The organism is Massilia sp. IC2-278 (assembly GCF_020708045.1).
In the GTDB taxonomy this organism is placed as follows: domain Bacteria; phylum Pseudomonadota; class Gammaproteobacteria; order Burkholderiales; family Burkholderiaceae_D; genus Telluria.
Window position 1 is genome coordinate 346,568 of sequence record NZ_JAJFES010000002.1, and the last position, 26,301, is coordinate 372,868.

At 62.2% G+C, this 26,301-nt stretch carries 24 protein-coding genes; 9 read left to right on the plus strand and 15 right to left on the minus strand.

What is annotated here, in order from left to right; translation table 11 throughout:
* Nucleotide 1: 1 nt before the first annotated feature.
* Nucleotides 2–2,080, minus strand: a complete 2,079-nt coding sequence (locus tag LK540_RS06460; RefSeq protein ID WP_229436249.1) for a TonB-dependent receptor domain-containing protein — start codon at nt 2,078–2,080, stop codon at nt 2–4.
* Here LK540_RS06460 and LK540_RS06465 point away from each other — a divergent pair.
* The 4 genes from LK540_RS06465 to LK540_RS06480 all read left to right on the plus strand — a co-directional run bounded on the left by LK540_RS06465 (nt 2,079) and on the right by LK540_RS06480 (nt 5,468).
* Complete coding sequence (locus LK540_RS06465; protein WP_229436251.1) at nt 2,079–2,414, plus strand: hypothetical protein; 336 nt, start codon at nt 2,079–2,081, stop codon at nt 2,412–2,414. The genes LK540_RS06460 and LK540_RS06465 overlap by 2 nt on opposite strands.
* A gap of 116 nt (nt 2,415–2,530) precedes the next feature.
* The gene (locus LK540_RS06470) at nt 2,531–3,223 is read left to right on the plus strand and encodes a winged helix-turn-helix domain-containing protein (RefSeq protein WP_229436576.1); all 693 of its coding nucleotides are present in this window, start codon (nt 2,531–2,533) and stop codon (nt 3,221–3,223) included.
* 834 nt (nt 3,224–4,057) lie between these two features.
* Nucleotides 4,058–4,516: a hypothetical protein gene (locus tag LK540_RS06475; RefSeq protein ID WP_229436252.1), complete on the plus strand. Its 459-nt coding sequence runs from the start codon at nt 4,058–4,060 to the stop codon at nt 4,514–4,516.
* Nucleotides 4,517–4,700: 184 nt separating this feature from the next.
* Complete coding sequence (locus LK540_RS06480; protein WP_229436254.1) at nt 4,701–5,468, plus strand: 5'-methylthioadenosine/adenosylhomocysteine nucleosidase; 768 nt, start codon at nt 4,701–4,703, stop codon at nt 5,466–5,468.
* Between the two features lie 7 nt (nt 5,469–5,475).
* Here LK540_RS06480 and ald read toward each other — a convergent pair whose 3' ends face one another.
* Nucleotides 5,476–6,591: an alanine dehydrogenase gene (gene ald, locus LK540_RS06485; protein ID WP_229436255.1), complete on the minus strand. Its 1,116-nt coding sequence runs from the start codon at nt 6,589–6,591 to the stop codon at nt 5,476–5,478.
* Between the two features lie 37 nt (nt 6,592–6,628).
* Nucleotides 6,629–10,276, minus strand: a complete 3,648-nt coding sequence (putA, locus tag LK540_RS06490; protein ID WP_229436256.1) for a trifunctional transcriptional regulator/proline dehydrogenase/L-glutamate gamma-semialdehyde dehydrogenase — start codon at nt 10,274–10,276, stop codon at nt 6,629–6,631.
* A gap of 213 nt (nt 10,277–10,489) precedes the next feature.
* Here putA and LK540_RS06495 point away from each other — a divergent pair, with 213 nt between their 5' ends.
* A complete protein-coding gene (locus LK540_RS06495) occupies nt 10,490–10,945 on the plus strand; it encodes an Lrp/AsnC ligand binding domain-containing protein (protein ID WP_229436257.1) in 456 nt (151 codons plus the stop codon).
* A 275-nt stretch (nt 10,946–11,220) separates the two neighbouring features.
* Here LK540_RS06495 and LK540_RS06500 read toward each other — a convergent pair whose 3' ends face one another.
* Nucleotides 11,221–12,177 carry a LysR family transcriptional regulator gene (locus LK540_RS06500; RefSeq protein ID WP_229436258.1) on the minus strand — a complete coding sequence of 319 codons (957 nt, stop codon included), beginning with the start codon at nt 12,175–12,177 and terminating at the stop codon, nt 11,221–11,223.
* Nucleotides 12,178–12,336: 159 nt separating this feature from the next.
* Here LK540_RS06500 and LK540_RS06505 point away from each other — a divergent pair, with 159 nt between their 5' ends.
* Complete coding sequence (locus tag LK540_RS06505) at nt 12,337–12,537, plus strand: hypothetical protein (protein ID WP_229436259.1); 201 nt, start codon at nt 12,337–12,339, stop codon at nt 12,535–12,537.
* A gap of 83 nt (nt 12,538–12,620) precedes the next feature.
* On the opposite strand, the gene LK540_RS06510 is transcribed toward LK540_RS06505, so the two are convergent.
* The 6 genes from LK540_RS06510 to LK540_RS06535 form a co-directional block, all read right to left on the minus strand.
* Nucleotides 12,621–13,208, minus strand: a complete 588-nt coding sequence (locus LK540_RS06510; protein WP_229436260.1) for a chalcone isomerase family protein — start codon at nt 13,206–13,208, stop codon at nt 12,621–12,623.
* A 182-nt stretch (nt 13,209–13,390) separates the two neighbouring features.
* Nucleotides 13,391–13,927 carry a DUF1003 domain-containing protein gene (locus tag LK540_RS06515; protein ID WP_229436261.1) on the minus strand — a complete coding sequence of 179 codons (537 nt, stop codon included), beginning with the start codon at nt 13,925–13,927 and terminating at the stop codon, nt 13,391–13,393.
* A 94-nt stretch (nt 13,928–14,021) separates the two neighbouring features.
* Entirely contained in the window at nt 14,022–14,282 is a 261-nt protein-coding gene (locus LK540_RS06520; protein ID WP_229436262.1) for a YfhL family 4Fe-4S dicluster ferredoxin, read from the minus strand.
* Nucleotides 14,283–14,331: 49 nt separating this feature from the next.
* The gene (gene coaD / locus LK540_RS06525) at nt 14,332–14,829 is read right to left on the minus strand and encodes a pantetheine-phosphate adenylyltransferase (protein ID WP_229436264.1); all 498 of its coding nucleotides are present in this window, start codon (nt 14,827–14,829) and stop codon (nt 14,332–14,334) included.
* A 112-nt stretch (nt 14,830–14,941) separates the two neighbouring features.
* Nucleotides 14,942–15,583, minus strand: a complete 642-nt coding sequence (rsmD, locus tag LK540_RS06530; RefSeq protein WP_229436265.1) for a 16S rRNA (guanine(966)-N(2))-methyltransferase RsmD — start codon at nt 15,581–15,583, stop codon at nt 14,942–14,944.
* Between the two features lie 31 nt (nt 15,584–15,614).
* Nucleotides 15,615–16,511, minus strand: a complete 897-nt coding sequence (locus LK540_RS06535; RefSeq protein ID WP_229436266.1) for a DUF6279 family lipoprotein — start codon at nt 16,509–16,511, stop codon at nt 15,615–15,617.
* A gap of 27 nt (nt 16,512–16,538) precedes the next feature.
* On the opposite strand from LK540_RS06535, the gene glmU reads away from it, so the two are divergent.
* Complete coding sequence (glmU, locus tag LK540_RS06540) at nt 16,539–17,927, plus strand: bifunctional UDP-N-acetylglucosamine diphosphorylase/glucosamine-1-phosphate N-acetyltransferase GlmU (RefSeq protein ID WP_229436267.1); 1,389 nt, start codon at nt 16,539–16,541, stop codon at nt 17,925–17,927.
* Nucleotides 17,928–18,063: 136 nt separating this feature from the next.
* Here the strand turns inward: glmU and LK540_RS06545 are convergent, their stop codons facing one another.
* A complete protein-coding gene (locus LK540_RS06545; RefSeq protein WP_229436577.1) occupies nt 18,064–18,534 on the minus strand; it encodes an Lrp/AsnC family transcriptional regulator in 471 nt (156 codons plus the stop codon).
* 157 nt (nt 18,535–18,691) lie between these two features.
* Between LK540_RS06545 and glmS the strand changes: the two genes are divergently transcribed.
* Nucleotides 18,692–20,521 (plus strand): glutamine--fructose-6-phosphate transaminase (isomerizing), encoded by a 1,830-nt coding sequence (gene glmS / locus LK540_RS06550; protein WP_229436268.1) that lies wholly within the window; start codon nt 18,692–18,694, stop codon nt 20,519–20,521.
* Between the two features lie 263 nt (nt 20,522–20,784).
* Complete coding sequence (locus LK540_RS06555) at nt 20,785–22,419, plus strand: methyl-accepting chemotaxis protein (protein ID WP_229436269.1); 1,635 nt, start codon at nt 20,785–20,787, stop codon at nt 22,417–22,419.
* Between the two features lie 257 nt (nt 22,420–22,676).
* On the opposite strand, the gene LK540_RS06560 is transcribed toward LK540_RS06555, so the two are convergent.
* The 4 genes from LK540_RS06560 to tssK all read right to left on the minus strand — a co-directional run bounded on the left by LK540_RS06560 (nt 22,677) and on the right by tssK (nt 26,287).
* Nucleotides 22,677–23,141, minus strand: coding sequence for a hypothetical protein (locus LK540_RS06560; protein WP_229436270.1), 465 nt, complete (start codon nt 23,139–23,141; stop codon nt 22,677–22,679).
* Nucleotides 23,142–23,258: 117 nt separating this feature from the next.
* Nucleotides 23,259–24,662, minus strand: coding sequence for a hypothetical protein (locus tag LK540_RS06565; RefSeq protein WP_229436272.1), 1,404 nt, complete (start codon nt 24,660–24,662; stop codon nt 23,259–23,261).
* 10 nt (nt 24,663–24,672) lie between these two features.
* Nucleotides 24,673–24,936, minus strand: coding sequence for a PAAR domain-containing protein (locus tag LK540_RS06570; RefSeq protein ID WP_229436274.1), 264 nt, complete (start codon nt 24,934–24,936; stop codon nt 24,673–24,675).
* A gap of 10 nt (nt 24,937–24,946) precedes the next feature.
* Entirely contained in the window at nt 24,947–26,287 is a 1,341-nt protein-coding gene (gene tssK / locus LK540_RS06575; protein ID WP_229436276.1) for a type VI secretion system baseplate subunit TssK, read from the minus strand.
* Between the last annotated feature and the right edge of the window lie 14 nt (nt 26,288–26,301).

Here is a 26,301-nt window from a genome sequence, read left to right on the forward strand (position 1 = left end):
GTCAGAAGCTGTTGTTCAATCCAATCCACACCCGGCGCCCATCGCCCACGGTGTTGTAGGTCAAATCGTCCAGCTGCTTGTCGCCGATGTTGTACAGGGCGGCATTCAGCGTAACGCTGCGGTTCACACGGTAGGACACGCCGGCGTCGACCAGGGTGTAGTCGTCGTACTGGCGCACGCCGTTGGCCAGCAATTGGCCGTTGGTGCCGGTGCGCGCCGCGGCGTTGATTTCCTTGCCGTGGTAATTCGCCGCCGACCACACCGTCAGCCCACGTTTGACCGTCCAGTCCGCGCGCAAGTTCGCCGCGTGTTTCGGGGTGCGGGTCAGGGCGTAGCCGGCGTAGTCGCCGCCCTTCTGCTCGGAATCGGTGTAGGTGTAGTTGGCGCTGACGTTCAGCGCGCGCGAGGGTTTGTAGCGCGCCGTTAATTCCACTCCGCGAATCGTTGCGTTGTCGATGTTGTAGCTGTACCAGAGGCGGTAGTTCGGGTCTTCCGACCAGCGCGCCGGCACGCCGGGCGAGGCGTAGATCAGGGCATTCGCGACCTTGTCCTTGAAGTCGGTATAGAACACGGTGGCGCCGCCGGTCCAGCCGCGCTTGTTGTCGAGGTGGGCGCTGAGTTCATAGTTGGTGCTGGTTTCCGCCTTCAGGTTGGGGTCGCCGATGATCACGCCGCAGGTGCCGTTCGGACCGTAGGTGCAGCCGCCGCCGCCGGTGGTGTAGGCGTAGCCCGGCGCGATGGTGCGGATGTCCGGTGCGCGGAAGCCTTTCGAGATGCCGCCCTTGACGGTCATCATGTCGTTGGCGTGCCAGACCACGTAGCCGCGCGGGCTCCATTCCTTGCCGTAGATTTCGTGGTCGTCCAGGCGCAGGCCGCCGGTGAGCGACACGGTGCCGGTCAGTTTCCATTCGTCTTCGGCAAACAGCGCCTGCTGCTTGACGTTGAAGTGCTCGTCGACGCCGGTACGGCGGCCCGGGTTCTGGTCGGTCAGTTTCGCTTCGTTCCACTGCGCGCCCACCACCAGCGAATGCGCACCCAGCGGCATGTTCAGCTTGGCGTCGAAGACGGTGTTCTCGATTTTCGGCGCGCGCACATTTGCCACGAAGTCGCCGGCGTTGTTCTGCGTATAGGCCCAGCGCTGCGCCGATTCGTGCTGCAGCGAGATTTCCGACTTGCCGATGCCCCAGTTGCCGTCGTGCGAAATCGAATAATGGTTGCGCTTGTGCTTGTTGTAGGTGTTGGCGGCGGTCGCGGCCAGCGTTTCGCCGCCGGACGCATGGCGGCGCACATCGGTGACGCCGCCTTCGACCATGACGGTGTGATCGGTATTCGGCGTGAATGCCAGGCGCGCGTTCAGGTCGCGGTCCTTGGCGCCGGTGAAGCCGGCCAGGATCGCATCTTCGTCGCGCTTGTACTGCTTGCCCCAGATTTGCAGGCCGACGGTGTCAAGCTTGATCGGGCCGCTCAGGTAGAACTGGGCCTGGTAACTGTCGCCCGATTCGCTGTGTTCCTGCAGCGTGGTGTCGAAGCCGAGCGAGCCGCCCCACTCCTGCGCCACCTTGCGCGTAATGATGTTGATTACGCCGCCCATCGCGTCCGAACCGTAGAGCGAGGACATCGGTCCGCGCACGACTTCGATGCGCTCGATCGCTTCCAGCGGCGGGATGAAACTTTGCTCGAAGCCGGAATTGCCATTGGTACGGGCGTCGCGCGTACTCTGGCGCTTGCCGTCGACCAGGATCAGGGTGTACGAACCCGGCAGGCCGCGCATCAGGATGTCTTTTTCGTTGGTCGAGCCGGTGATGCTCACGCCTTCCAGGTCGCGCAGGGCATCGGTCAGGTCGCGGAAGGGGCGCTTGTCGAGTTCGGCGCGGGTGATCACGCTGATGCTGGCCGGCGCGTCGGCGATCTGCTGCTCGAAACCGGCGGCGGTGACGACGACGGTGGCCATCCTGCCTTCTTCGGTGCCGGCACTGGTGCTGACGGCTGCATCGCCAGTGACAGCGGCGGCGGCGTGGGCGGCGCCGAAGACCAGGGTGCCGCAGACGGCAAGGGACATCGCACGCAGGGCGGACGGCATGACTGTATTGCTTTTCACTTTTGCTCTCTCTCTATTTGCTTTGGAATATTCTTTGGCGCTGCCGGCGGTGGCGATCCACTACCTGCCGTCAGGCCAGGATGCGGGCGCCGTAGCGGGCGCCGGATGCCATGCGAACCGCAATCTGGACACGTATTCGCTCTTGTCTTGTGCGCCCGGCGCCGGCATATCCTGCGATGCAGGCAGACGCTGCCGTAATGCGGCGCCCACCTGCGGCACCGGCATCGGCAAGGCGGCCGATGTGAACTTTTCAGCACAAAACATGATGGAAAGGCCGACACAGGCGGGCGTGCCTTGTCAAACCCGAAGCTTGTAAATGATAATCATTATCATAAACATTTACTTCACGAAAAGTTTGTCAAATTGTGGCAGCGCCGCAAGAGCGGTTGAAGCAGGGAGAATGTGATGGAAAACAGGAGCCATATCCTGTTGATGGATCCGAACGAGGCAGTACGCGAACAGCTGGGCAAGCAGCTGCGGCTATACGGCATGGCGGTCACCGAGGCTTGCAACATCGCCGACGCCAGGCGCCTGTGCCGGCAACAATGTTTCGACCTCGCGGTGCTGGATTTTCCGTCACCGGGTGCGGAAGCGCTGGCCCTGGTGCGCACGCTGCGGATGAAATCGGGGACGCCGGTCATCTTGCTGGCAAGGCAACAGGACCCGGTGCAACTGATCGCGGGTTACGGCAGCGGCGCCGATGACTACATCGTGAAACCCTGCAATCCCTGTGAACTGGTCGTGCGCATTCATGCGGTATTGCGCCGCATGTCGCGCCAGCGGCAAGCGCCTCCTGCCCTGCCTTCCGGCAGTTACCGCTTCGGCGGCTGGCTGTTCGACGTCGAACAACGCCAACTGTGCGGGTTGGAGGACGTGCCTGTTGCGCTCAGCAGCGGGGAATTCCGGCTGCTGCGGGTTTTGCTGGCCCATCCGAATACCGTGCTCAGCCGTGAACGCTTGCTGGAACTCACCGCCGGCAGCGATCCGCAAGCATTCGACCGCAGCATCGACAGCCAGGTCAGCCGCCTGCGCAAGAAAATCGAAACCGATCCGCGCCGGCCGCAACTGCTGAAGACCGTCTGGGGCAATGGCTACATCCTGGCGGCCGACGTACATCCGGCCTGAAGCGCCAGCCCAGGCCCTTTCCCGGCAACGCTCCACCCAGCGCTGCCACGAAAACGGACGCGAACGACCAGCACACGCCCTCCCCGGCTTGCGTCTCAGTTCACAACACCTAGCTTACCAGATCGTAAACGCTGCGCTAGAGGCGCCACTGTGGATAAGCTTCTTGATATCCACAAGAACGGATTGTGAAAAAACGCGGCTTTTTCCACGCCCGCGATTGTTGTCCAGATTTGCCACCAGGAACATACAGGGGCAAATCACCAGCTTATACCGCGCGTAAACCAATGATTTCTCATCCGTTAACCTGCTTATCCACAGAAAAGGGCAGTTGTTAACACTACTACTATCCTTGTATACAGATTTTGGTTGTAAACCTGAGGTGCTCCGCGCTGCGCGCTCGAAAAAAAAAATTTTTTCGTTGCGAGCTCGACTGTTGGCAGAAAGCTGCACATCAAGCCTGCTCGCCTCCGGCATGCTGGCCCAGGCCATAAAACGCGTTCTGCTCGCCCACAAGCAGGTTCGGCAAGGCGATGCTGGTCGACCTGGCGCTGCCAACTGTGGACAAGCCCATGTATATCCACAGGAAGGAATGTGCAGAACGGCCGACTTCCACATGCACGCCGAATTTGTACAAAAATCGTGCAAGCCAGAAGCAAGGTTTGTCCAGCCCATCCGGAAGCACGTAAACCATTGACGCTGTGGAGAAAAACGGGTTTATCCACAGATGAGGGGGCGTTTACTACTACTACCAACTTTATATCTATCTACTTATTAAGAAGATGAAGTGCGCAAGTGCGGGGGAAAAGCAAAAAAAACCCGCCTGCGGTACTGCAAATGCTGCCGCGTACGCTGCTGATGAAAGGTTTGGCAAAAAGTCGCGAAGACGCGTTCGCTGTCGACTGCGGAAAACCGACCGCTGAACACACGTTTGCTGGAGCCTGCCGAAATCTTGCCGGCCCTGTTCGACCTGGTTTTGTCCGCGCTGTCGAAACGGGACAAAAGGAGATGACAAACCCGACCGCGATCGCGGCCAGGCTGGAGTCGCATCCGCCAGGAGCAAGCTGCCGGCAGTGCAGCGCAGCGCCGAATACGCCCTGCCAGGTAGCGGAAACACTGCTCAACCCCTGTTTTGCCAGCAAAAAGCGGCCTGAAGGCAGCTCGGCTGTGGACAAGCCGCTGGATATGCACAGGATCGGATGTGCAAAAACGACGCCTTTATCGACAAGCCGTTTTTTCTCCAACATCTGTGCTGGCTGGATACAATCCTTGTCCAGCCAGTTCGCGCTGGCGTAAACTGCTGATCTTGTGGAGAAAACTCTTCTTATCCACAACAACATCATCGTTTACTATCACTACCAGCTTTATATATACGTTTACTACTGTAAACAGTAAAAAACGCGAACAGCGGGCATAAGTGCCATTTCCAGCGCCTGTAGCTCCTTTGCAGGCTCTTTTTTGAACTCAAAACAAGCAAAACATGCGTCTAGGGATCATCAGCGCCTTGCACGAAGAACAGCAGGGGCTCGTAGAGGCCATGCAGAGCCCCTACAAGCTCATCCATGGTCAACGCGAGTACTGGCTCGGACAACTCTGGGAAATCGACGCTGTGTGCGTTTTATCGCGTATAGGCAAGGTTGCAGCTGCCATGACAGCGACCACGCTTGTGGAGAAGTTCGGAGTTACGCACATCCTGTTTACCGGCGTTGCCGGCGCCGGCGACAAAACGGTGCAGGTCGGCGACATCGTGGTGGCCGAATCGCTGGTCCAGCACGACATGGATGCCAGTCCCTTGTTCCCGCGCTTCGAGGTGCCGCTGACCGGCCTGACCCACTTCCCTGCCGATCACCAGCTCGGCACGCGTCTGGTCGATGCGGCGCATGGCTTCCTGGACAACGACTTCGACAACGCCATCGATCCGCGCGAAAAAACGGTGTTCGGGCTCACGCGGCCGCGCATCCACCGCGGCCTGATTGCCAGCGGCGATCAGTTCATCAACGATGCGCAGCACATCAATGTCTTGAATGCGGCCCTGCCCGGGCTGGTGGCGGTGGAAATGGAAGGTGCGGCGGTGGCCCAGGTCTGCTACGAACTGGGCTTGCCGTTTGGCGTGATCAGGACGATTTCCGACAACGCCAATGAAAACGCGGCCCATGATTTCATGCGTTTCGTGAAATCAGTGGCCGCGCGTTATGCCTTTCACATCGTCAGGCGCTTTTGCCTGGAGACGGAAAGCACGGTGTCGTAAAGATGACTCAGTCGAGCAGGGAATCGGCTGGCGTGTAGTCGTAGTTCAAGGCATCGGCCACGGCCTGGTAAGTGATCTTGCCCTGGCAAACGTTCAGGCCATTGCGCAGGTGAACGTCATCCGCCAATGCCTGGCGCCAGCCCTTGCCCGCCAGCGCCACGGCGTGGCCGATGGTGGCGTTGTTCAGGGCAAAGGTCGAGGTACGGGCGACGGCGCCCGGCATGTTCGCCACGCAGTAATGCACGACGCCGTCGATCACGAAGGTCGGATGGGCATGCGTGGTCGGGTGCGAGGTCTCGAAGCAGCCGCCCTGGTCGATGGCCACGTCCACCACCACCGACCCCTTTTTCATGCGCGCGATCATGTTGCGCGTGACCAGTTTCGGCGCTGCCGCACCGGGCACCAGCACGCCACCGATGACCAGGTCGGCCGATAAAACGGCTTCCTCGATCGCATGGGCATTCGAATACAGGGTGGAAATGCGGTTGCCGTAGACCAGATCCAGCTGGCGCAGGCGGTCGATGTTCTTGTCGAGCACGGTCACGCGGGCGCCGGTGCCTACCGCCATCTGCAGCGCATTGGTGCCGACCACGCCGGCGCCGATGATCACCACATGGCCCGGCGCCACGCCCGGCACGCCGCCCAGCAGCAAGCCCATGCCGCCTTTCGACTTTTCCAGGTGGGCCGCGCCGGCCTGGATCGCCATGCGCCCCGCCACTTCGCTCATCGGCGCGAGCAGCGGCAAGCCGCCGCCTTGGCCGGTGATGGTTTCGTAGGCAATGCAGACGGCGCCGGAATGGACCAGCGCCGCGGTCTGCTCGGGATCGGGCGCCAGGTGCAGATAGGTGTAGAGGATCTGGCCGGCGCGCAGCATTGCGCACTCCTGCGGCTGCGGCTCCTTGACCTTGACGATCATGTCGGCGCGCGCAAAGACCTCTTTCGCCGTCTCCACGATGCTGGCGCCGGCGGCCAGGTATTGATCGTCGGATAGACCGATCTCGCTGCCGGCGTTCGTTTGAACAATCACCTGGTGCCCCCGTGCGACCAGCTCGTGCACGGAAGGCGGGGTCAAGCCGACCCGGTACTCATGGTTTTTAATTTCTTTTGGAACGCCGACCAGCATGTCTTCCTCCGTTTGTAAGAATAAAACTGCTACATGATTACAGCCCCAGCGTCATCAGGCTTGCGTTGCCGCCAGCCGCGGTCGTGTTGACGCACAGCGCGCGCTCGGCCACCAAACGCCACAAATCCACTGGTGCGTTTCCATCGGTATCGACGATGCCGACGATCGCATCCGGACGCGCCGCCAGCTGCGAGCGCAGTGCACCCTTCAGCCCGGTTTCCACCAGAGCGATCTGGAAATCGCACTGCGCCACGTCGGCCGCACCGACGAAACGGATGCGGTCTTTTACTTCGACCGGCAGATCGTCCGGCACGGCCAGACTCGCGCCGGCCAGCACATAGGCGCGGTTGCCGGTGGCCAGCGCCGCTGCCAATTGGTTCAGCATCGCCGGCAAAGTATCGGCTGCGCACAGCACGGCGCCACGCGGGCAGAAGGCCAGGGTGTTGCGCTCGCCGGTCGGGCCCGGCAAGACGAGTTCGCTGCCGTTCAGCTGGGTGCGGGTGTAGCCTTCGCCCAGCTGGACAATGTGCCCGTGGCCATGGGTGCGCGCCCAGACCAGCAGCGACACCAGCGCCGGGCAAGCCTTGCGGTTGTGCTCCAGCAGCGCTGCGGCGCCGCGCTGCAGGCGCTTCAGGTAGAGCGGGCCGCCGGCTTTCGGGCCGGTGCCGGATTTGCCTTCGCCACCGAACGGCTGTACGCCGACCACGGCGCCGACGATGTTCCGGTTCACGTAGATATTGCCCACATGCGCGCGGGTGGTGATGAAGTCGATGGTTTCGTCGATGCGCGAATGCACGCCCAGGGTCAGGCCGTAACCGGTGGCGTTGATCGAATCGACCACCTTGCCCAGGTCGGCGCGGCGGTAGCGCACGATGTGCAGCACCGGGCCGAAGACTTCGTGCTTGAGCTCGTTCAGCGAGCCGATCTCCAGCACGGTCGGCGGAACAAACGTCCCCTGCGAGGTCACGCTGGCCGGGAGTTCCAGGGCAAAGTGGTTTTTCGCGGTCGCCTTCATGCGCTCGATGTGGGCCAGCAAATTGCGCTGGGCTTCGGCATCGATCACCGGGCCGATGTCGGTGGCCAGGCGGTCCGGGCTGCCGACGCGCAGTTCGCCCAGCGCGCCCTTGAGCATGCGGATGGTCTTGTCGGCGATATCGTCTTGCAGGAACAGCACGCGCAGGGCCGAGCAGCGCTGGCCGGCGCTGTCGAATGCCGAGCTCAGCACGTCTTGCACGACCTGTTCCGGCAGTGCCGAGGAATCGACGATCAGCGCGTTCTGGCCGCCGGTTTCCGCCACCAGCGGAATGTCGATGCCTTCGACTTCGCCGCGTTTCGCCAGCGTGCGGTTGATGAGCTGCGCCACTTCGGTCGAGCCGGTGAAGATCACGCCTTTCACACGCGCGTCGCCGGTGAGGGCCGCGCCGACCACTTCACCGCGGCCCGGCAGCAGCTGCAGCGCGGCGGCCGGGATACCGGCTTCGTGGAACAGCTGCACCGCGCGGTGAGCGATCAGCGGGGTCTGCTCGGCCGGTTTGGCGAGCACGACGTTGCTGGCAGCCAGGGCTGCAGCCACCTGACCGGTGAAAATGGCCAATGGGAAGTTCCATGGGCTGATGCAGGTGACCGGTCCCAGTGCCTGGGCTGTAGTGGCGTCTTTCGCCTGTGCAGCGTAGTAGCGCAGGAAGTCGACGGCTTCGCGGATCTCGGCGATCGCATTCGGCAGCGATTTACCGGCTTCGCGCACGGCCAGGGCCATCAGCTCGGCAATGTTTTCCTCGAACAGATCGGCCACGCGCATTAGGATCGCGGCGCGCTCGCCGTTGGCGCTGGACTGCCATTCGCCGGCAAAGGCGGCGGCCGCGGCCAGCGCGGTATCGACATCGGCTTTCGATGCCTCGAGAACCTTGCCGACGATATCGGCCGATTGCGCCGGATTCACCACGTTCAGGGAATCCGCACCCTGCACTTCTCCCGCGATCAATGGCGCGGCGGCATACTCGCGCTGGCGCGACAGTTCCATGCCAAGTACGCGCAGTGCATCTTCATTCGTCAAATCGATGCCGGCGGAGTTCTTGCGCTCGGCGCCGAACATCGCGCGCGGCAGGGGAATGCCGGTGTGCGGCAAGCCGCCGCTGGCACGCGCTACCTCGAACGGGTCGTTCAACAGCGACTCGACCGGAATCTTTTCGTCGACGATCTGGTTCACGAACGACGAATTCGCGCCGTTTTCCAGCAGGCGGCGCACCAGGTAGGCGAGCAGGGTTTCGTGCGAACCGACCGGGGCGTAGATGCGGCAGGCCTTGTTCAGGTTATCTTTGCCGACGACCTGGTCGTACAGGGTTTCGCCCATGCCGTGCAGGCACTGGAATTCGTAGTTGTCGACGCCACGTTCCTTGGCCCAGGTGTAGATCACGGACAAGGTGTGCGCATTGTGGGTGGCGAACTGGGCGTAGATGACGTCGGTCGCGCCCAGCAATTTTTGCGCGCAAGTCAGGTAGGACACGTCCGTGTAGACCTTGCGCGTGTACACCGGATAGCCCGGCATGCCGTCCACCTGGGCGCGCTTGATCTCGGCATCCCAGTAGGCGCCTTTGACCAGGCGCACCATGAACTTCTGGCCGCTGCGGCGCGCCAGGTCGACCACGTAGTCGATCACGAAGGGGCAACGCTTCTGGTAGCCCTGCACCACCAGGCCAATGCCCTCGAAACCGGCGAGCTCGGCATCGAATGCCAGGGTTTCCAACATATCGAGGGAGATTTCCAGGCGGTCTGCTTCTTCCGCATCGATGTTGATGCCGATGTTGTAGCTTTTCGCCAGCAGCACCAGGTTGCGCACGCGCGGCAACAACTCTCCCATCACGCGCGCATGCTGGGCGCGGCTGTAGCGTGGATGCAGGGCCGACAGTTTGATCGAAATGCCGGGGCCATTCTTGATGCCGCGCCCGTTCGAGGCCTTGCCGATCGCGTGGATCGCCGCAACGTAGGAGGCGTAGTAATTCTGGGCATCGCTTTCGGTCAGTGCCGCTTCGCCCAGCATGTCGTAGGAATACTGGTAGCCGCGGGTTTCGTTGGCCTGGCTGTTCTTCAGCGCTTCCTCGATGGTCTGGCCGGTGACGAACTGGTTGCCCAGCATGCGCATGGCCATATCGACACCCTTGCGGATCAGCGGTTCGCCGCCCTTGGCGATCAGGCGCGTCAGGGCCGAGCCCAGGCCGCGTTCGCTGTTGGTCGACACCAGTTTGCCGGTGACCAACAAGCCCCAGGTGGCCGCGTTCACGAACAGCGACGGCGATTCGCCCAGGTGGCTGCGCCAGTCGCCCTTGCTGATCTTGTCGGCGATCAGGCGGTCGGCGGTGGCGCTGTCGGGAATGCGCAGCAATGCTTCGGCCAGGCACATCAGCGCGACGCCCTCTTCCGATGACAGCGAGAATTCATGCATCAGCGCGTCGACGCCCGAGGCGCGGGTGCGTTTCGTGCGCACGTTCGAGACCAGGCGGTGCGCCAGCGGTTTCGCATCCGCGCTCGGACGCGCGCCCTGGGCCAGCAGCCACTGGACGGCTTCGGTCTCGTCGCGGCGGTAGGCGGCGGTGATGGCGGCGCGCAACGGCGCTTGCTCCTGCTTGATTTCAGCCTGGAAGGTGTCGAATGGGACGAAGGTGGTGGCCGGGGTGGCGGCGATCTGCATGGCGGGTCTTGTGAAAGGTCAGGAAAAGGGAAAGCGCACAGAAAAAAGCGCCGCTTGCAGCAGCAAGCGACGCGCGATTTGTACCGTGCTTCAATCGTTTGATTGTAGAAGGAATTCTTCTGGATTAATTCTGTTTTTAACGGGCACTAGCAATAGATAGTTTTTGGTGCGAGAATTCGGCCAAATAATATTTACGGTGAGAGCGGAGACGCCATGTTGGACAAGATTTCGAAAAAAATACTGGCCGAGTTGCAGAACGATGGACGCATCAGCAACGTCGAGCTGGCCGCGCGCGTTAACCTGTCGCCGGCCGCCTGCCTCGAGCGCGTGCGCAAGCTGCACGAGTCGGGCTACATCACGGGCTACACGGCCCAGCTGAATCCGCAGCTGCTGGATGTGTCGCTGCTGGTCTTCATCGAAGTCGTGCTGGACCGCACCACGCCGGAGGTGTTCGACGCCTTCAAGCAGAGCGTGCAATTGATTCCGGAAGTGCTGGAATGCCACATGGTGGCGGGCGGCTTCGACTACCTGGTCAAGGCGCGCGTGAAGGACATGGCGGCTTACCGCGAATTCCTGGGCAAGACGCTGCTGCAGAAAGGGGTGCGCGAGACGCACACGTATGCGGTGATGGAAGAGGTCAAGAATACGACGAAGTTGCCGATTCGGTGATGTTGACTGGCGCTTGCTTGAATCGTTGGCTGTAACCGTACGGTGGGCACTCCGTGCCCACGCGGAACGATGCGTCGTGTTGGCTTCGTTCTGTCGAAACGGATGAGGTAACGTGGCGTGTCCGGATGTGGACACGCGGCGTTTTTAATTCAACGATACGCTTTTTTGCGCGGCAAACACAATTGCGAGGCTGCGAGATGTTGTCACACGTTCCGTAGCCGGATGCTTTGCACCGCGTGGGCACAAGTGCCCACCCTACGAAAAACAAACCTCTTTTAAGCGGCCTGCCGTTCCATCAACGGCTTGGTCGCCGCCGCCGCCGTCGTTTCCAGGTTATTCCGCAGCCAGCGATGCGCCGGGCTGCGGCCGTCGCGCTCATGCCAGAGCATGTCCAGGTGCACGGCCGGCAGCGCGAACGGCAGCTCGCGCCAGATCAGGGCCTCGGTCATGCCGGTCGAGACCATCAGGTGTTTCGGCAGCACGGTAATCAAATCCGAATTCGCCACCACCCGCCCTGCGGTAAAGAACTGGTTGACGGTCAGCAGGATGCGGCGTTCGCGCCCGATCTGGGCCAGCGCCTCGTCGACCAGGCCATGGGCGCGGCCCGAGAAACTCACCAGCAGGTGATTCGCCTTGCAATACGCATCCAGGTCGAGCTTGCCGTCCGCCAGCGGATGCTTCTTGCGCATCACGCATACGTACTGCCCGGAATACAAACGCTCGTGGCGGATCGGCGAACCGGTTTCGTAGGACAGCTGCGCCGCTACGCCCGGGAAGAAACCCACCGCCAGATCGATGTCGCCACGGAGCAACATCGGACGCGGTTCGCGCGTGGTCAGCGGCACCATGCGGATGTTCACGCCCGGCGCTTCCGCCTCGATCGAACGCATCAGCGAGGGCAGCCAATAGGCGGCAGTGGCGTCGGCCATCGCCATGCGGAACGTGGCCTGGGCTTTCGAGACGTCGAAGGTTTCCGGCATCACCGCCGCTTCCAGCGCCGCCAGCGCCTGGCGCACCGAGGGCCACAAGGCTTCGGCACGGGGCGTGGGCTTTACGCCGTAGGCGGTGCGAATCAGCAATTCATCGCCCAGGCTCTCGCGCAGGCGCTTGATGGCGTTCGATACCGCAGGCTGGGTCATCGCAAGATGACCTGCGGCGCGCGTCAGGTTTTGCTCGGTCATCACTGCGTCGAAAACGCGCAGCAAATTCAGGTCCAGGGTCAGAAAGCTCATGATCTCGTCTCGTTAGGCGCTGTAGCCGGTTTTTAAGTCTGTCTGTCAGTGTAACGCATTTCCATTCACGATCCATATAAGCGCCATCATCGAACGGAATTAGATTTATATGCTGCACTGCACTATAGTTGAAAAAAACAACATCAACTCAACAAGATCATGGCCTTCGTCGATAGCGTTACCCAGTTTTCCTTCCCGCCCCTGCCGGCCGCGGATCTGCTGCTCATGGCCCTGATGCTGGCGCTGGGTGTGGCCTTCGTCATGTTCTTCCGCCCGCTGTTGAGCGGCATCGTGCGCGCACTGGTGCTGACCGTACGCCCGCGTATCGCCAAACCGGCCCGGGTTGCAGCGCGCGCCTGATTACCGCGTCTTGAATAAAAAACGCGGCGCCCGGATTACCGGCGCCGCGTTTTTTTATGTCTTTACAAAGATGATTTCAGCGATTACTTCGCGTCTCCCAGCAGGGCCGGCTTGAGCGAGCTGTCGGCCGGCTTGTCGCCCAGCCAGATGCGCAGCACGGCGTTATAGAAGCCGATGTCGATCGCGGTGCCGCCGATGCGCTTGCCGTTCAATTCGCACACGGTGCCGGTGCCCGGCACCCAGTCCATGTGCAGCACGTCGCCCTTTTTGATCTGGTCGACGCTGGCAAACATTTCGCCGAACTTGTTGATCTGGGTGACGAATTTCGCCTTCTCCGCCTTGTCCAGGTTATCGTTGATACCGTCCATGAAGGCCTTGGCCAGGTCTTCGGACGAGATATCGCGCGCCATGACCAGGGTCACGCGGCGCGGGCCTTCCATGCCCAGGATCTCGGCAACATTCCTGCTTTTCTCGGGAAGGTAGAGGCCGGCCGCATAGACCTTGATCACCAGCTTGGTGCGCATGCCGGCGCCGTTCAGTTTCAAGTCCTTGCCGCCGACCTTGGCTATGTCCTCGAACTTGACGCCGTTGACGTCGATAGCGGCCATGGCCGGCAGGGAAAACGCGAGCGCCAGGGCGGCGCCAGCAGCGAGGGTTTTCAACGCTTTCATGCTGTCTCCTAGTTTATCGGTGTACATCCGGCCACTCGCCATTAAAAAAGAATGACCGTGCTAAAACCTGGATAGCAATATAGCATTGAACTCTTGTCTGAAATCAACAGCCGAGGATTATTTCGATGCTGCGGAAGCACATTCCGATGTGGCCGGATGCGTCTCGCTTGATGCCGTTTCGTTTATTTCGTCTCACGTTCGATGGCGCTCAACACGCTGGGCGCATCGGCCGGCTTGGCCAGTTCCTGGGCTTCGCGGTCGGGCTTGTCCATCAGGTTCGGGCTCTCGCGCCGGATTTCTTCCAGCATGGCGATGATCTTGCTGGTCTTTTCGTCCGACAGCAGGCTGATTTGCAAATCGAGATGGGCATTGCGCTCGGCCAGCTTCGACATGCGGTTCTGGCGGATCAGCACGGTGGTGGAAATGATAAAGGCGTTCAGGGAGACAAAACCCTGCAGCCAATAGAAAGGCGGCTCGTCGATTTGTTCGAGATCGAACGCCGGCGCCAGGCTGTTCCACAGCAGCCAGCAAACGATGAAGGTGACGTTGACGGCGAAATAGCTCGGGCTGCCCAGGAACAGGCTGACTTTCTCGACCACCTTTTGGGCGACGGTGACCTGCTCTTCGTTGCGCTCGCAGTATTCGGCGATCGTGCCGATGTTCTCGCTGACGCTGTGCGGCAGCGCATTGCAAGCATCGTTATCGTCCGGAGGGGCCATGCAGGAAGATTAGCATGGCAAATCGCGCTTGTCAGAATACCTACATGACGTGCGCGCCGGGCAGAAAAACGCCGGCGCGGGGCCGGCGTGGTATTCAGGCGGTGTTCTTTGCGCTTGTCAGGCGTTCGTACTTGATCATCAATTCCTCGCGCGTTTCGCGCCAGGCCGGATCGAGGGGAATACAGGCGACCGGGCACAGCGAGGCGCACTGGGGTTCGTCGAAGTGGCCGACGCACTCGGTGCACTTGTTCGGATCGATCTGGTAGAACTCTTCGCCCATCGAAATCGCATCGTTCGGGCACTCGGGCTCGCACACGTCGCAATTGATGCAGTCGTCGGTAATCAGTAAGGCCATGATACTGCTCGCTTATTGCCTGTTAAATGCCCGAATCGGATATGCGGATTCAGGCTTTCGGCAGGTTCATTGCTGCGATCTTCTTTTGCAGCCAACGGTCCACCGAAGGGAAGACGAATTTCGACACGTCGCCGCCCAGCATCGCAATCTCGCGCACGATAGTGCCGGAGATGAACTGGTACTGGTCGGACGGGGTCAGGAACAGGGTCTCGACGTCCGGGAGCAGGTAGCGGTTCATGCCCGCCATCTGGAACTCGTATTCGAAGTCGGACACGGCGCGCAGGCCGCGCACGATCACGCGCGCATCGTGCTTGCGCACGAAATCCTTGAGCAGGCCGGAGAAACTCTCGACCTTCACGTTCGGATAATGGCCGAGCACCTCGTTGGCGATTTCCAGGCGTTCCTCGAGCGAGAAGAAAGGCTTCTTGTTCTTGCTGTCGGCAACACCGACCACGAGCGTATCGAACAGACCCGACGCGCGGCGGACCAAATCTTCATGGCCGCGGGTGAGCGGATCGAAGGTACCTGGATAAACGGCTACAACCATTGTGGCTCCCTGGGAGAAACACCTGTGTTTAAAGGCGCATTATGCATGAAAATCCGGCAGTTGCCCCACCCCTGGAGCCACTTTGCCCGTTAATTGAGCAAAATTAAGGGCATTATGCCTTGTTTTCGTGCAATTTCAGCAGGTGGTAGAAAACCATGCCGGCCTTGTCGGCACGGACCTGTTCCCAGGGCAGGAGCCAATCAGGCGTGTCTGCGCCCTGCGGCAGCGCGAATTCAGCTTCCACATACACCATGCCGCCCTCGTTCAGCAGATCGATACACAGCGGCAGCGCCTTGGCCACGAAATCCTGCTGATACGGCGGATCGAGGAAGATCACGTCGAAACGCTGGCCACGCGCAGCCATGTCGCGCGCCACCACGAAGGCATCGCCGCGCAGCACGGAGACGTTCTGCGCCTTCAGGGTTTCCTTGTTCAGTTCGAGCTGGCGTGCGGCCGGGCCGTGGTAGTCGAGCATGACGACGGAGCGGGCGCCGCGGCTGGCGGCCTCGAAGCCGAGTGCGCCGCTGCCGGCAAACAAATCGAGGCAGTCGACGCTCTCCCAGTCGTTTGCGACCTGGTGGTTGATCCAGTTGAAGACGGTTTCGCGCACGCGGTCGGGCGTAGGGCGCAGGCCGAGGGCGTCGAGCACCGGCAGCAGGCGCCGTTTCCATTCGCCGCCGATGATGCGCACTTGCTGCGGGGCCAGGCGCGGACGCCCGTGCTGGCCCTGGGGTTTTGCTGGCTTTCTTTGCATGGCGCGCACTATACCACGCTGGTTTATCGGATTATTTCGCCTCTTTGGCCAAGGCGTTGAAATCGTCGATCCAGCCCTGCATGCGTTTTTGCGCATGCGCTTTCTGTTCCGGCGTGGCGATGCGGATCGCGGTGAGGATGTAATTCACGGTCGCATTCGTATAGCTGTCGTAGAAGGCCTTGCGCTCCGGCGCATCCATGCGGGTGAAGAATTCGCGGATCAGGCCATTGATCATGGCCGTGGTCTGTTCCTTGCTCGGCTTTTCCGCCTGAATCTTGCGTACCAGTGCCAGGATCTTGCGCTGGCGCAGGATGCGCTCTTCCAGCCAGATATTGTTGTCGAGCGGACGGGCGTCCGACGCGCGGCGCAGCGCCGCTTCCTGCTCGCGGCTGAAGCTGCCGAACCAGAGTTTCAGTTGCTCCATCGACTTGTCGTAGCGCGCTTCGTTGCGCTTTTCGACGCTACCGCTGACGAACTTGCTGCGGTATTCGCGGTTTTTCTTCTCGAAACGCTCTTCTATCTGCTTGATCTGCTCGGGCGTGAGCGAGCGCGCCAGGTCCACCATATCCGGCACGGCGTGGTAGGCCAGGGTTTCGGTGCGGGTACGGATTTCCTTATAGGCATTCAGCAAATCGGCCTGGGTCGGATTGGCCGCCAGCTGGCGCTGGTATTTGGCAAGCAACGCCGCATAGTCTTGCAGCTGGGTTTTTCGATGCCATTGGAACAATTCTTTGATGTCTTGTTTGACGCCGTCGGACTGATCGCCCTCAAAATCGACATAGGCGTCCAGCCACCAGTACAGTAGGGTGTCGCCGTGGTTGTAGCTGAAGCGGATGGTGCTGCAGGCGGTTAGTAAAGCGAGCAGCCCGATCAGGAACAGTGCGCGCGTGCGCTGGAACAGGGTGTCATGCGTGCTAAACTTTTTCATCTTATTAACTCTTTTTGAAATCGGCTTATGAACGTTGTCATCCTTGCCGCCGGCATGGGAAAGCGGATGCAGTCCGCTCTGCCTAAGGTTCTGCATCCGCTGGCTGGGAAGCCGCTGTTGCAGCATGTCATCGATACGGCGCGACGCCTGTCGCCGAGCAAATTATGCGTGATCTACGGGCACGGCGGCGCAGCGGTGCCGGAGATGGTGGGCAAACTGGCGCTGGACGGCGCCGCTGGTACGAACACTGCCATCGACACCGCCTTGCAGCAGCCGCAACTGGGCACCGGCCATGCCGTGATGCAAGCCGTGCCGCAACTCGATGAAGACGCGCCGACCCTGGTGCTGTACGGCGACGTGCCGCTGACCACCGAACAATCGCTGCGCAGCCTGGTTGAGGCCGCTGGCAACGACAAGCTCGGCATTCTGACCGTCGAGCAGGCTAATCCCTTCGGCCTGGGCCGCATCGTGCGCGAGAACGGCCGCATCGTGCGCATCGTCGAAGAAAAGGATGCCAGCGATCTTGAACGTGCGATCCGCGAGATCAACAGCGGCATCATGTGCATCCCGACGCGCCACCTGAAGCGCTGGCTGGCCGCGCTGTCGAACAACAATGCGCAGGGCGAGTATTACCTGACCGATATCGTGGCCCAGGCCGTGAGTGAAGGCGTCGAGGTGGTATCGGCCTCCCCAATGGCCGAATGGGAAGTGGCGGGCGTGAACAGCAAGGTGCAGCTGGCCGAACTCGAGCGCCGCCACCAGTTGAACATCGCCACTGCCCTGCTGGAAAAAGGCGTAACGCTGATGGACCCGGCGCGCATCGACGTGCGCGGCGAACTGATCTGCGGACGCGATGTCGTGATCGACGTCGGCTGCGTGTTCGAAGGCCGCGTGGAACTGGCCGACGGCGTGACGGTCGGCCCGCACTGCGTGCTGGTGAATGCCAAAGTGGCCGCAGGCGCCAACATCAAGCCCTTCTGCCACATCGAGGATGCGCTTGTCGGGCCGAAGTCGCAGATCGGGCCTTATGCGCGCCTGCGCCCGGGCACCGAGCTCGGCGAAGACGTCCATGTGGGTAACTTCGTCGAGATCAAGAATAGCCAGGTCGCCGCGCACAGCAAGGCCAATCACCTGGCCTACGTGGGCGACGCCACCGTCGGCTCGCGCGTGAACATCGGCGCCGGCACGATCACCTGCAACTACGACGGCGCGAACAAGTTCCGTACCGTGATCGAAGACGATGCTTTTATTGGCAGCGACAGCCAGCTGGTGGCGCCGGTCACCGTTGGCAAGGGCGCCACGCTCGGCGCCGGCACCACGCTGACCAAGGATGCGCCGGCCGGCAAGCTGACCATCTCGCGTCCCAAGCAAATGACGCTCGACGGCTGGACCCGCCCGGTGAAAGTGAAGAAGTAATCCACCGCGTATCCACCGGAAATCGACAGCTTAGTAACAACTAAGCCACATGGGTATCCACCGGCTTATGCACGGGATACCCATACCGATTCCACATGGTCATCCACCGGTTTATCCACAGGGCGTTTAGCCCTTTTCAGATGGCGATGCGGGTGTCGAACTTGCTACGGAAGGTGGAGAAATAGGCTTTGACGTTGCGCACGTTGGCGTGGGTGGCGAACAGACGGTGCGCCAGCGCGTGGTAGGCCGGCATGTCGACCACCTGCACCACCAGCACGAAGTCGGGCCCGGGCGCCACGCGGTAGCACTGCAGCACGGCATCTTCCGCGGCGGCCAGCTTCTCGAACGCTTCCATGCGTTCGGCGGCCTGGACGTCGAGCGTGATCTCGACGATGGCGGTCAGGCGCGCTCCCACCTTGGCCGGATCGACAATTGCAACTTGCCGTTCGATAACACCAGCATCGGTGAGCTGCTTGACGCGGCGCAGACAAGTGGGCGGCGACACATGCACCAATTCTGCCAGTTCGGCATTCGTCTGCGATGCATCAGTCTGGAGTGCGTTCAGGATGCGACGATCAAGTTCATCCAGGGGCGTAGGTTCAGTCATGAAATTTAAAGTAATAATTTCGTCTGAAATGAAATAATATTTCATCTCTGTGTGAGCGTGAAATTTTATAACGTTTTCGATTGAATTCTGAAAGCTTATTTCATGCGCATTGCCATAGGATATGCTTTATTGCTAATTTTTTACACGAGGTCTTTCTATGTGCGGCATTGTCGGCGCAGTAGCGCAACGTAACATCACCCCCATCCTGATTGAAGGCCTGAAGCGTCTCGAATACCGCGGCTACGATTCTTGCGGCGTAGCCCTGCACGTGGATGGCCGCCTGCAACGCTCGCGCAGCACCTCGCGCGTGGCCGACCTCGAAACGCAAATCCAGGGCACTGGCCTGCAAGGCTTTACCGGCATCGCCCACACCCGCTGGGCCACCCACGGCGCCCCGGCCTCGCACAATGCCCACCCGCACTTCTCGCCAAGCGAAGAGAACGCACGCATCGCCTTGGTCCACAACGGCATCATCGAGAACCACGACGAGCTGCGCCGCGAACTCACCGAACTTGGCTACGTGTTCCAGAGCCAGACCGACACCGAAGTCATCGCCCACCTGGTCGACTACATGTACAACGGCGATCTCTTCGACACCGTGCAGCAGGCCGTGAAGCGTCTGCACGGCGCGTATGCGATCGCCGTGTTCACGCGCGAGGAACCGCACCGCGTGGTGGCCGCGCGCCAGGGCTCGCCGCTGATCCTGGGCGTGGGCGAAGGCGAAAACTTCGTGGCGTCGGATGCGATGGCGCTGGCCGGCACCACCAACCAGATCATCTACCTGGAAGAAGGCGACGTGGTCGACCTACAACTGTCGCGCTACTGGATCGTCGACGCCGAAGGCCGCCCAGTCGAGCGCGAAGTGAAAACCGTGCACGCCCACACCGGCGCGGCCGAGCTCGGTCCTTACCGCCACTACATGCAGAAGGAAATCTTCGAGCAGCCGCGCGTGATCGGCGACACCCTCGAAGGCGTGACCGGCATCATGCCGGAACTCTTCGGCGACAAGGCCTATAAGGTATTCAAGGAAATCGACCGCGTGCTGATCCTGGCCTGCGGCACCAGCTACTACGCCGGCCTCACCGCGAAATACTGGATCGAATGCATCGCCAAGCTGCCGGTGAATGTGGAAATCGCCAGCGAATACCGCTACCGCGACAGCGTGCCGCACCCGAACACCCTGGTCGTTACCATCTCGCAGTCCGGCGAAACCGCCGACACCCTGGCCGCCCTGAAGCATGCGCGCAGCCTGGGCATGCCGCACACGCTGACCATCTGCAACGTCTCGACCAGCGCCATGGTGCGGGAATGCGAACTGGCCTACATCACCCGCGCCGGCGTGGAAGTGGGCGTCGCCTCGACCAAGGCGTTTACCACCCAGCTGGCCGCCCTGTTCCTGCTGACCCTGACCCTGGCGCAAGTGAACGGCCGCCTGACCGACGAGCAAGAAGCCGAGCACCTGAAGCAGATGCGTCACCTGCCGGTGGCCCTGTCCTCGGTGCTAGCGCTGGAACCGCAGATCATTGCCTGGGCCGAAGAATTCGCGCGCAAGGAAAATGCCCTGTTCCTGGGCCGCGGCATGCACTACCCGATCGCCCTGGAAGGCGCGCTGAAGCTGAAGGAAATCTCGTACATCCACGCCGAAGCCTATCCGGCAGGCGAACTGAAGCATGGCCCGCTGGCGCTGGTGACCGAAGAAATGCCGGTCGTGACCATCGCCCCGAACGATGCGCTGCTGGAAAAGCTGAAGTCGAATATGCAGGAAGTGCGCGCCCGTGGCGGCCAACTGTACGTGTTTGCCGACGTCGATTCGCGCATCACCTCGGGCGACGGCCTGCACGTGATCCGTCTGCCGGAACACTACGGCGAACTGTCGCCGATCTTGCACGTGGCGGCGCTGCAGCTGCTGGCGTATCACACGGCGCTGGCGCGCGGTACCGACGTGGACAAGCCACGCAACCTGGCGAAATCGGTCACGGTGGAGTAAGGCATTGAAGGCGGCATTTTCTTGGATTATCTGAAAATGCCGCATGTAACATCGTCATATCTGTCAATATTTCGTTGTTTTTTGATTTCTTAAGGGAAATTAAAGTAACGAATTCATCAATGTGATTAAGTTTCTTGTAAGCTACGTTCTCGTCGTCTGATTCGTCAAGACAGCCTGCTGGTCCAGCCAGAGGGTGTCATGGAAGAAGTCTCTTTTCCCTTGTTCGGATCGCCTCGATCAACCTCGCTTACAAGAAAACGAACATGAACTTCCTCCGCTACACCATCAAGGCGCGATTGCGCCTTGGCTTCGGCATCATCCTTCTTTTCCTGCTCATCGTTTCCCTGACCGGCCTGCACAAGATCAAGCAAACCAATGCCGACACCGAGCACGTCGTCAACGTCAACATGAGGAAGATCGAGCTGCTCGAGCAGATGTCGGACTCGGTGCACATCGTGTCGCGTGTCGTGCGCTCGATGGCCTTGTTGGAAGACAAGGCCGAAGCCGCGCGCGAAGCGCCCAAGGTCGAGGCGGCACGCGAGGAATACAACCGTGCATTCAACGAACTGAAGGCCATGCCCCTCGATGCGCAAGGCCAGCAATTCATTCGTGACCTGAGCGCCCTGCAAGAGACAGTACGCCCGATGAACAACCGCTTCGTCGAGCTGTCAGCAACGAACTCCCAGGACGCCATTCATTACCTGCTCGGCACCGCCGGTCCGGCAACGTCCAAATGGCAAGACGACATCCGCAACTTCATGGCGCTGCAAAGGAAAAAGAGCGAGGAAGACGCCTTGCATGCGCAGCAAGCCTACGAACAGGCGCGTTACCTGATGCTGGGCATGACCATCTTTGCCATCATCGGCGGCGCCGTGTTCGCCTTCCAGATCAGCCGTTCGATTACCCAGCCGCTGAGCCAGGCTGTCGAGCTGGCGCGCACCGTCGCTGCCGGCGACCTCACCACCCACATCGACGTGCGTGCGGACGACCGTACCGAAACCGGCGCACTGCTGCGCGCACTGAACGAGATGAATGCCGGCCTGAACGATATCGTGGCGCAGGTACGCCAGGGCGCCGTCTTGCTGTCCAGCGGCGCTACTGAAATTGCGAATGGCAACATCGACCTGTCTTCGCGCACCGAGCAGCAGGCCTCGGCGCTGGAAGAAACCGCTGCCTCGATGGAAGAGTTGACGGTCACGGTGAAGAACAACGCCGACAATTCGAACCAGGCCAGCAGCATGGCCAGCAGCACGGCGCAGGCCGCGGTGCGCGGTGGCCAGGCGGTCGGGCAAGTGGTCGACGTCATGGGGCACATCGAGGCTTCGTCGGCGCGGATCGTGGAGATCATCGACGTCATCGACGGCATCGCCTTCCAGACGAATATCCTGGCGCTGAATGCCGCGGTGGAAGCGGCACGTGCCGGCGAGCAGGGCCGCGGCTTTGCGGTGGTGGCGAGCGAAGTACGGACCCTGGCCCAGCGTTCAGCCACGGCCTCGCGTGAAATCAAGACCCTGATCAACGATTCGGTCGCCCAGGTGAACCAGGGCGGCAGCTTGGCGCGCGAGGCCGGCAGCGCGGTGCAGGGCATCGTCGGCGGCATCACCAAGGTGTCGGATATCGTGGCCGACATCGCCGCTGCCAGCCGCGAGCAGTCGACCGGCATCGAGCAGACCCACCAGGCGGTCAGCGAGATGGACCAGATCACCCAGCACAATGCGGCCCTGGTCGAGGAAATTGCCGCGACGGCGGCCTCGCTGCAGGATCAGGCCAGCGCGCTGGAGCAGGTCGTGCAGCGCTTCCGTCTGAAGGGCGAACATGGCGGCGCAGCGCATACCGCCCATTCGGCCGGCCTGCGCGGGCAACAGGATGTGCCCCGCCTGTCCGCCGCACTGGCGTGAATGCAGGGCGACCTGCCACGCCTGTCCGCCACACTGGCTTGAACGCAGGGAGACCTGAGCGGCTGTCCGCTACACTGGCTTGAACGCAGGGAGACCTGACCGGCTGTCCGCTACGCTGGCTTGACCGCAGGCGACATGCCCGGCTGTCCGCCTCACTGCTTTGAATGCACGGCAGCATGCCACTGCTGTCACTTTCACGTTGCAGGCCGTGATGCCCTTCGCTCAGCTGATCAATTGATCAACTGAGCATTCCTTCCTCAGCGCGAATCCGCGCCGCCTGCCCCGCCCTCGTCCTTCTGCGCCAGTTTCTCGACGTCCTTGCCCTCGGAAACACCGGTGATATGGCTTTGCTGGCTGGCGCCGTCCGGGCTGCCCATCGAGGTGCCGGGGTTGCCGCCCGCCGCCGCCGCACCCATGCCGGACTGGCTGCTGTTATCGCCGCGCGATGCGCCGACGGTGCCACCGGGAATCGGGCCGGAGGCGCTGCCGTGGCTGCTCTGCGGCGCACCCGGCGCATTCACATTGCTTTCGGCCGGCGCGCTCTGGAAACCACCCTGGCGCGCCGTGCCCGGCCCTTCTTGCCGGCTGTTCGTGTCGCTTGCGGAAGCCGGCGCCGACAGGGTATCGACACGGCTGCGGTCGCCGCTGTCGTTGCCGCCTGCAATTTGTTCGTCCTGGCGGCCCATGTTGCCGCGATCGGTATCGGTATTACCTGCCATCATGTTCTCCCAGCTTGAATGCAGAAAACCCGATGGTAGTCCGATGCCCGGCAGAGCCAATCGGCGCGCGACTTGAATCGGTGTAGGACGCTTCGGACGAGGCCTCGCCGCCCTGCTGTCTCAACTTGCCCGGGCCTCGGGCGGCGGCGGACGCAGCAGGTGCGCACTGCAGTGCGCTGCATCTTCATTGCCGAGGCAAAGGACCGGCGCACCCCGCACCAGCGCGCCGTGCTGTGCCAGCGCCAGCGCCGTCACGAAGGGCACGTCGCCACAGGCGCCGCTGGCGCTACCGACGCAGAACACATCCTCGTTCTCGTCGAGACCGGGCATGGCGTTCGACACCATGCCCATCAGTTCCAGGGTACGGGTCTGGCGCTGGCCGCTGTCGGCCACCACCATCGCGACTTCCGCCAGCCCGGCTGCGGCATGCCGGCCGGCGCGTCCGGCCAGTTCGCCCAGCAGGGCCGGCTGTGCCCGCTGCCGTGCTGGGGCCGCCGCCTCGCGCTGGGCTTCCTCGGCCGGATCGAGCAGGACAAACAAGGTGCCGTCGATGGCGTGCGCCAGGCGCAGGTCGGTCAGCAACAGGCCGGCCGCACCTTCGCCCGGCACCAGGCCCTGCGGCCGGCCGGACGTGAACAGGATGCCCTTGCTTGCCCACTCGTCGACAATGTCCTGCCCGATATTCGAAGCGCAGGCCACGAGCAGGGCCACGACGGGCGCCGTCTCCTTAGCCGCCTCGCTTGCCAGCTGAGTACACAAGGCTGCCGGCGTGATGGCCTCGGCACTGGCGTCCGGCAGCGCCACCTGGGCGGCCGGCCAGCCGAAGCTCGCAGCAATGTGCTGGAACCACATGCCGGCGGCGCGGCGCTGTTCCAGCGTCCAGTCCGCCGGCAGCAGGGGCAGCAGACGCAGGCTGGGCGGCTTGCCCTCGGCCGGCAGCAGGTCGCCGGCACGGCTGGCCAGCTCGGCCACGACGCTGCTGCCCAGCGTCAAGGCCCGCCACTGCGGATCGGTAAAGTGCAGCTCGGGCATGCCGTTCTGCACCAGCCACGCACCCACTTCTTCCTGTAAGGATGGGTCCAGCGCATCGCTGCAGCGCGCCGCCGCCACCGGAAAGCCATCGTCGTCGATCAGTTCGGCGTCGAGGTCGGGCCGCACGGTGTTGCCGGCAATTGCCTCGGCCAGCTCCTCCGCAGATGCGCCATACGGCGAACGCAAGGCGCTCGAGACGATGGCCAGGGCCGGTAGGGCCGCAACCGGGGCCGGCGCCGTCATCACCGCTGCGGCAGCCGGCGCCGCTGCCGCGCGTTTCGCCAGCAGCTTGCCGCCAAACCACATCGACCCGACCAGCATCAGCGGCAAGGCCAGCAGCACCAGCATCAATTCAAGCGTGCCGGGCGTGCCGGTGGCGCCGCGCCAGTACCAGATGGCGCCACCCCAGCAGGCGGCGAACACGCCGGCGGCCAGCAAACCGCCCTTCAGCGGGCCGGGCAAGGCGCCCGGCGAGGCAATCGCAGTTGTCATGGAAGTCGGGTCAGATATTGTCGATCGTGGCCTGCTGGCCGGCGATCAGGGTGGCGCCGCAGGCGGTCTTGTCGCCGTTGCGCGCGGCCGGTTTGCCGTCGACGATCAGGGTGGCGTCGCCGCTGACGATAGGGTTCGGCCCGTGTTTCGGGCAGGTGGCCTTGTCGCCGACGCGGGCGATGCCCTTGCCGCCAGAGTCGCTGTTGGGCGAGGCCTCGATCACTGAGCCGCCGTGCGAGGTCTTGTCGCCGAGAACAATGAGGGGTCCGGACATTGTTACCTCCTCAGGACGCCACGGCCAGCAGTTCCAGCCGCAGTTCCTTCATCCCGGCCGGCACGTAGAGCGAGATCGACTGCGCCTTGAGCATGCGCTCGTACATCTGCCCTTTTGCTTCCAGCAAGAAGTAACAGGTATCGGGCCGCACCGGCACCGCCGCCGGCAGTTGCGGCGTGTACTGCAGGCGCACGCCGGGCAGGGCCGAGAGCACGAATTTTTCCACGTCGTCCGGGGCGCCGACCTTGAAGCGCAGCGGCACCACGTCGACCAGCTCGATGGCGGGAACGTCGGCGCCGACCGCGATGTAGAAGGTGGTTTTCTCGTCGATCTTGCCCGAGTCGAGCATGCCGATGTGGTAGCAGGGCCGGCTTTCGTTGAGGGTGATCGCGAAGTATTTCGACGAGATCACGGTGTCGAGCAGCTCGCGGATGATCTGGTGCAGCTTGGTGAAGCCGGGTCCGGGGTCGCTGTGCTGGTAGGGCGGCAGATCCGACAGGGTCCAGCTTTTCGAGAAGGTCATCAGGCGCCCGGCCACGCCCAGCAACTGTTCGTACAGGCGCTCGGGATGTAGGGTCGGATGGTGGAAGTGGTGGGTCAGTTCGGCATATGCCGCGCTGGCCGTGTGCAGGAGCCAGAACGAACTCATGTCGCCGGAGCGGAATTCAATCACGTTCTTGCTCGGCTCGCGGTGGTGGCCGTACAGCGCGCTGACCTTGGCCTGCAGGGCGTCGAGCAGGCGCCGCAGCTGCTGGAACAGCGGCGGCGCGGCGGTGACCGTCAGGCTGGGCGGGACAAACGACGGGTCGAGCTCGAAGCCGCCGGTACTCACGCGGCGCAGGCGCAGCAGCGGAAAGTGGACATAGGCGTCGCGCGGGTCGGCATCCGAGATCAGGCGCACCGATTTTTTCAGGTAGGCCAGCTGCACCGGGGCGGCGCCCGTGTACAAATCCGGCGTGTCCTGGTTGGCCTGCACGAAGCGCGCCGTGTTCGAGGCCTGCCCCGGCTGGGCGAAGTTGCCGTTGAAGGGCTTCAGGCCGGGCAGCGCCACGTAATACGTCACGCTCCCCTGCGACTGCTGCAGCGCGCCCAGGTCTATCGTGTCGGGCAATTCGTCGGCGCCGGGCGCATCGACCAGTTCGCCATCCTGGAAGCGCACGGCGAGGTCGACGATGCGCAGCACATTGCTGGCCAGCGCCTCGCGGTCGATCTGCAGGCGCTCCACGCCCCAGGCATACGGGTGGACCGCCTTGATGCCCTTGTTCAGGCAATGTTCGTGGTATTCGTCCTGGCGCTGGAAATGTTGTGGACGTAACAGGAGGCCTTCGCCCCAGAGTACTTTGCTGCTCATGTTTCTGGCATCCC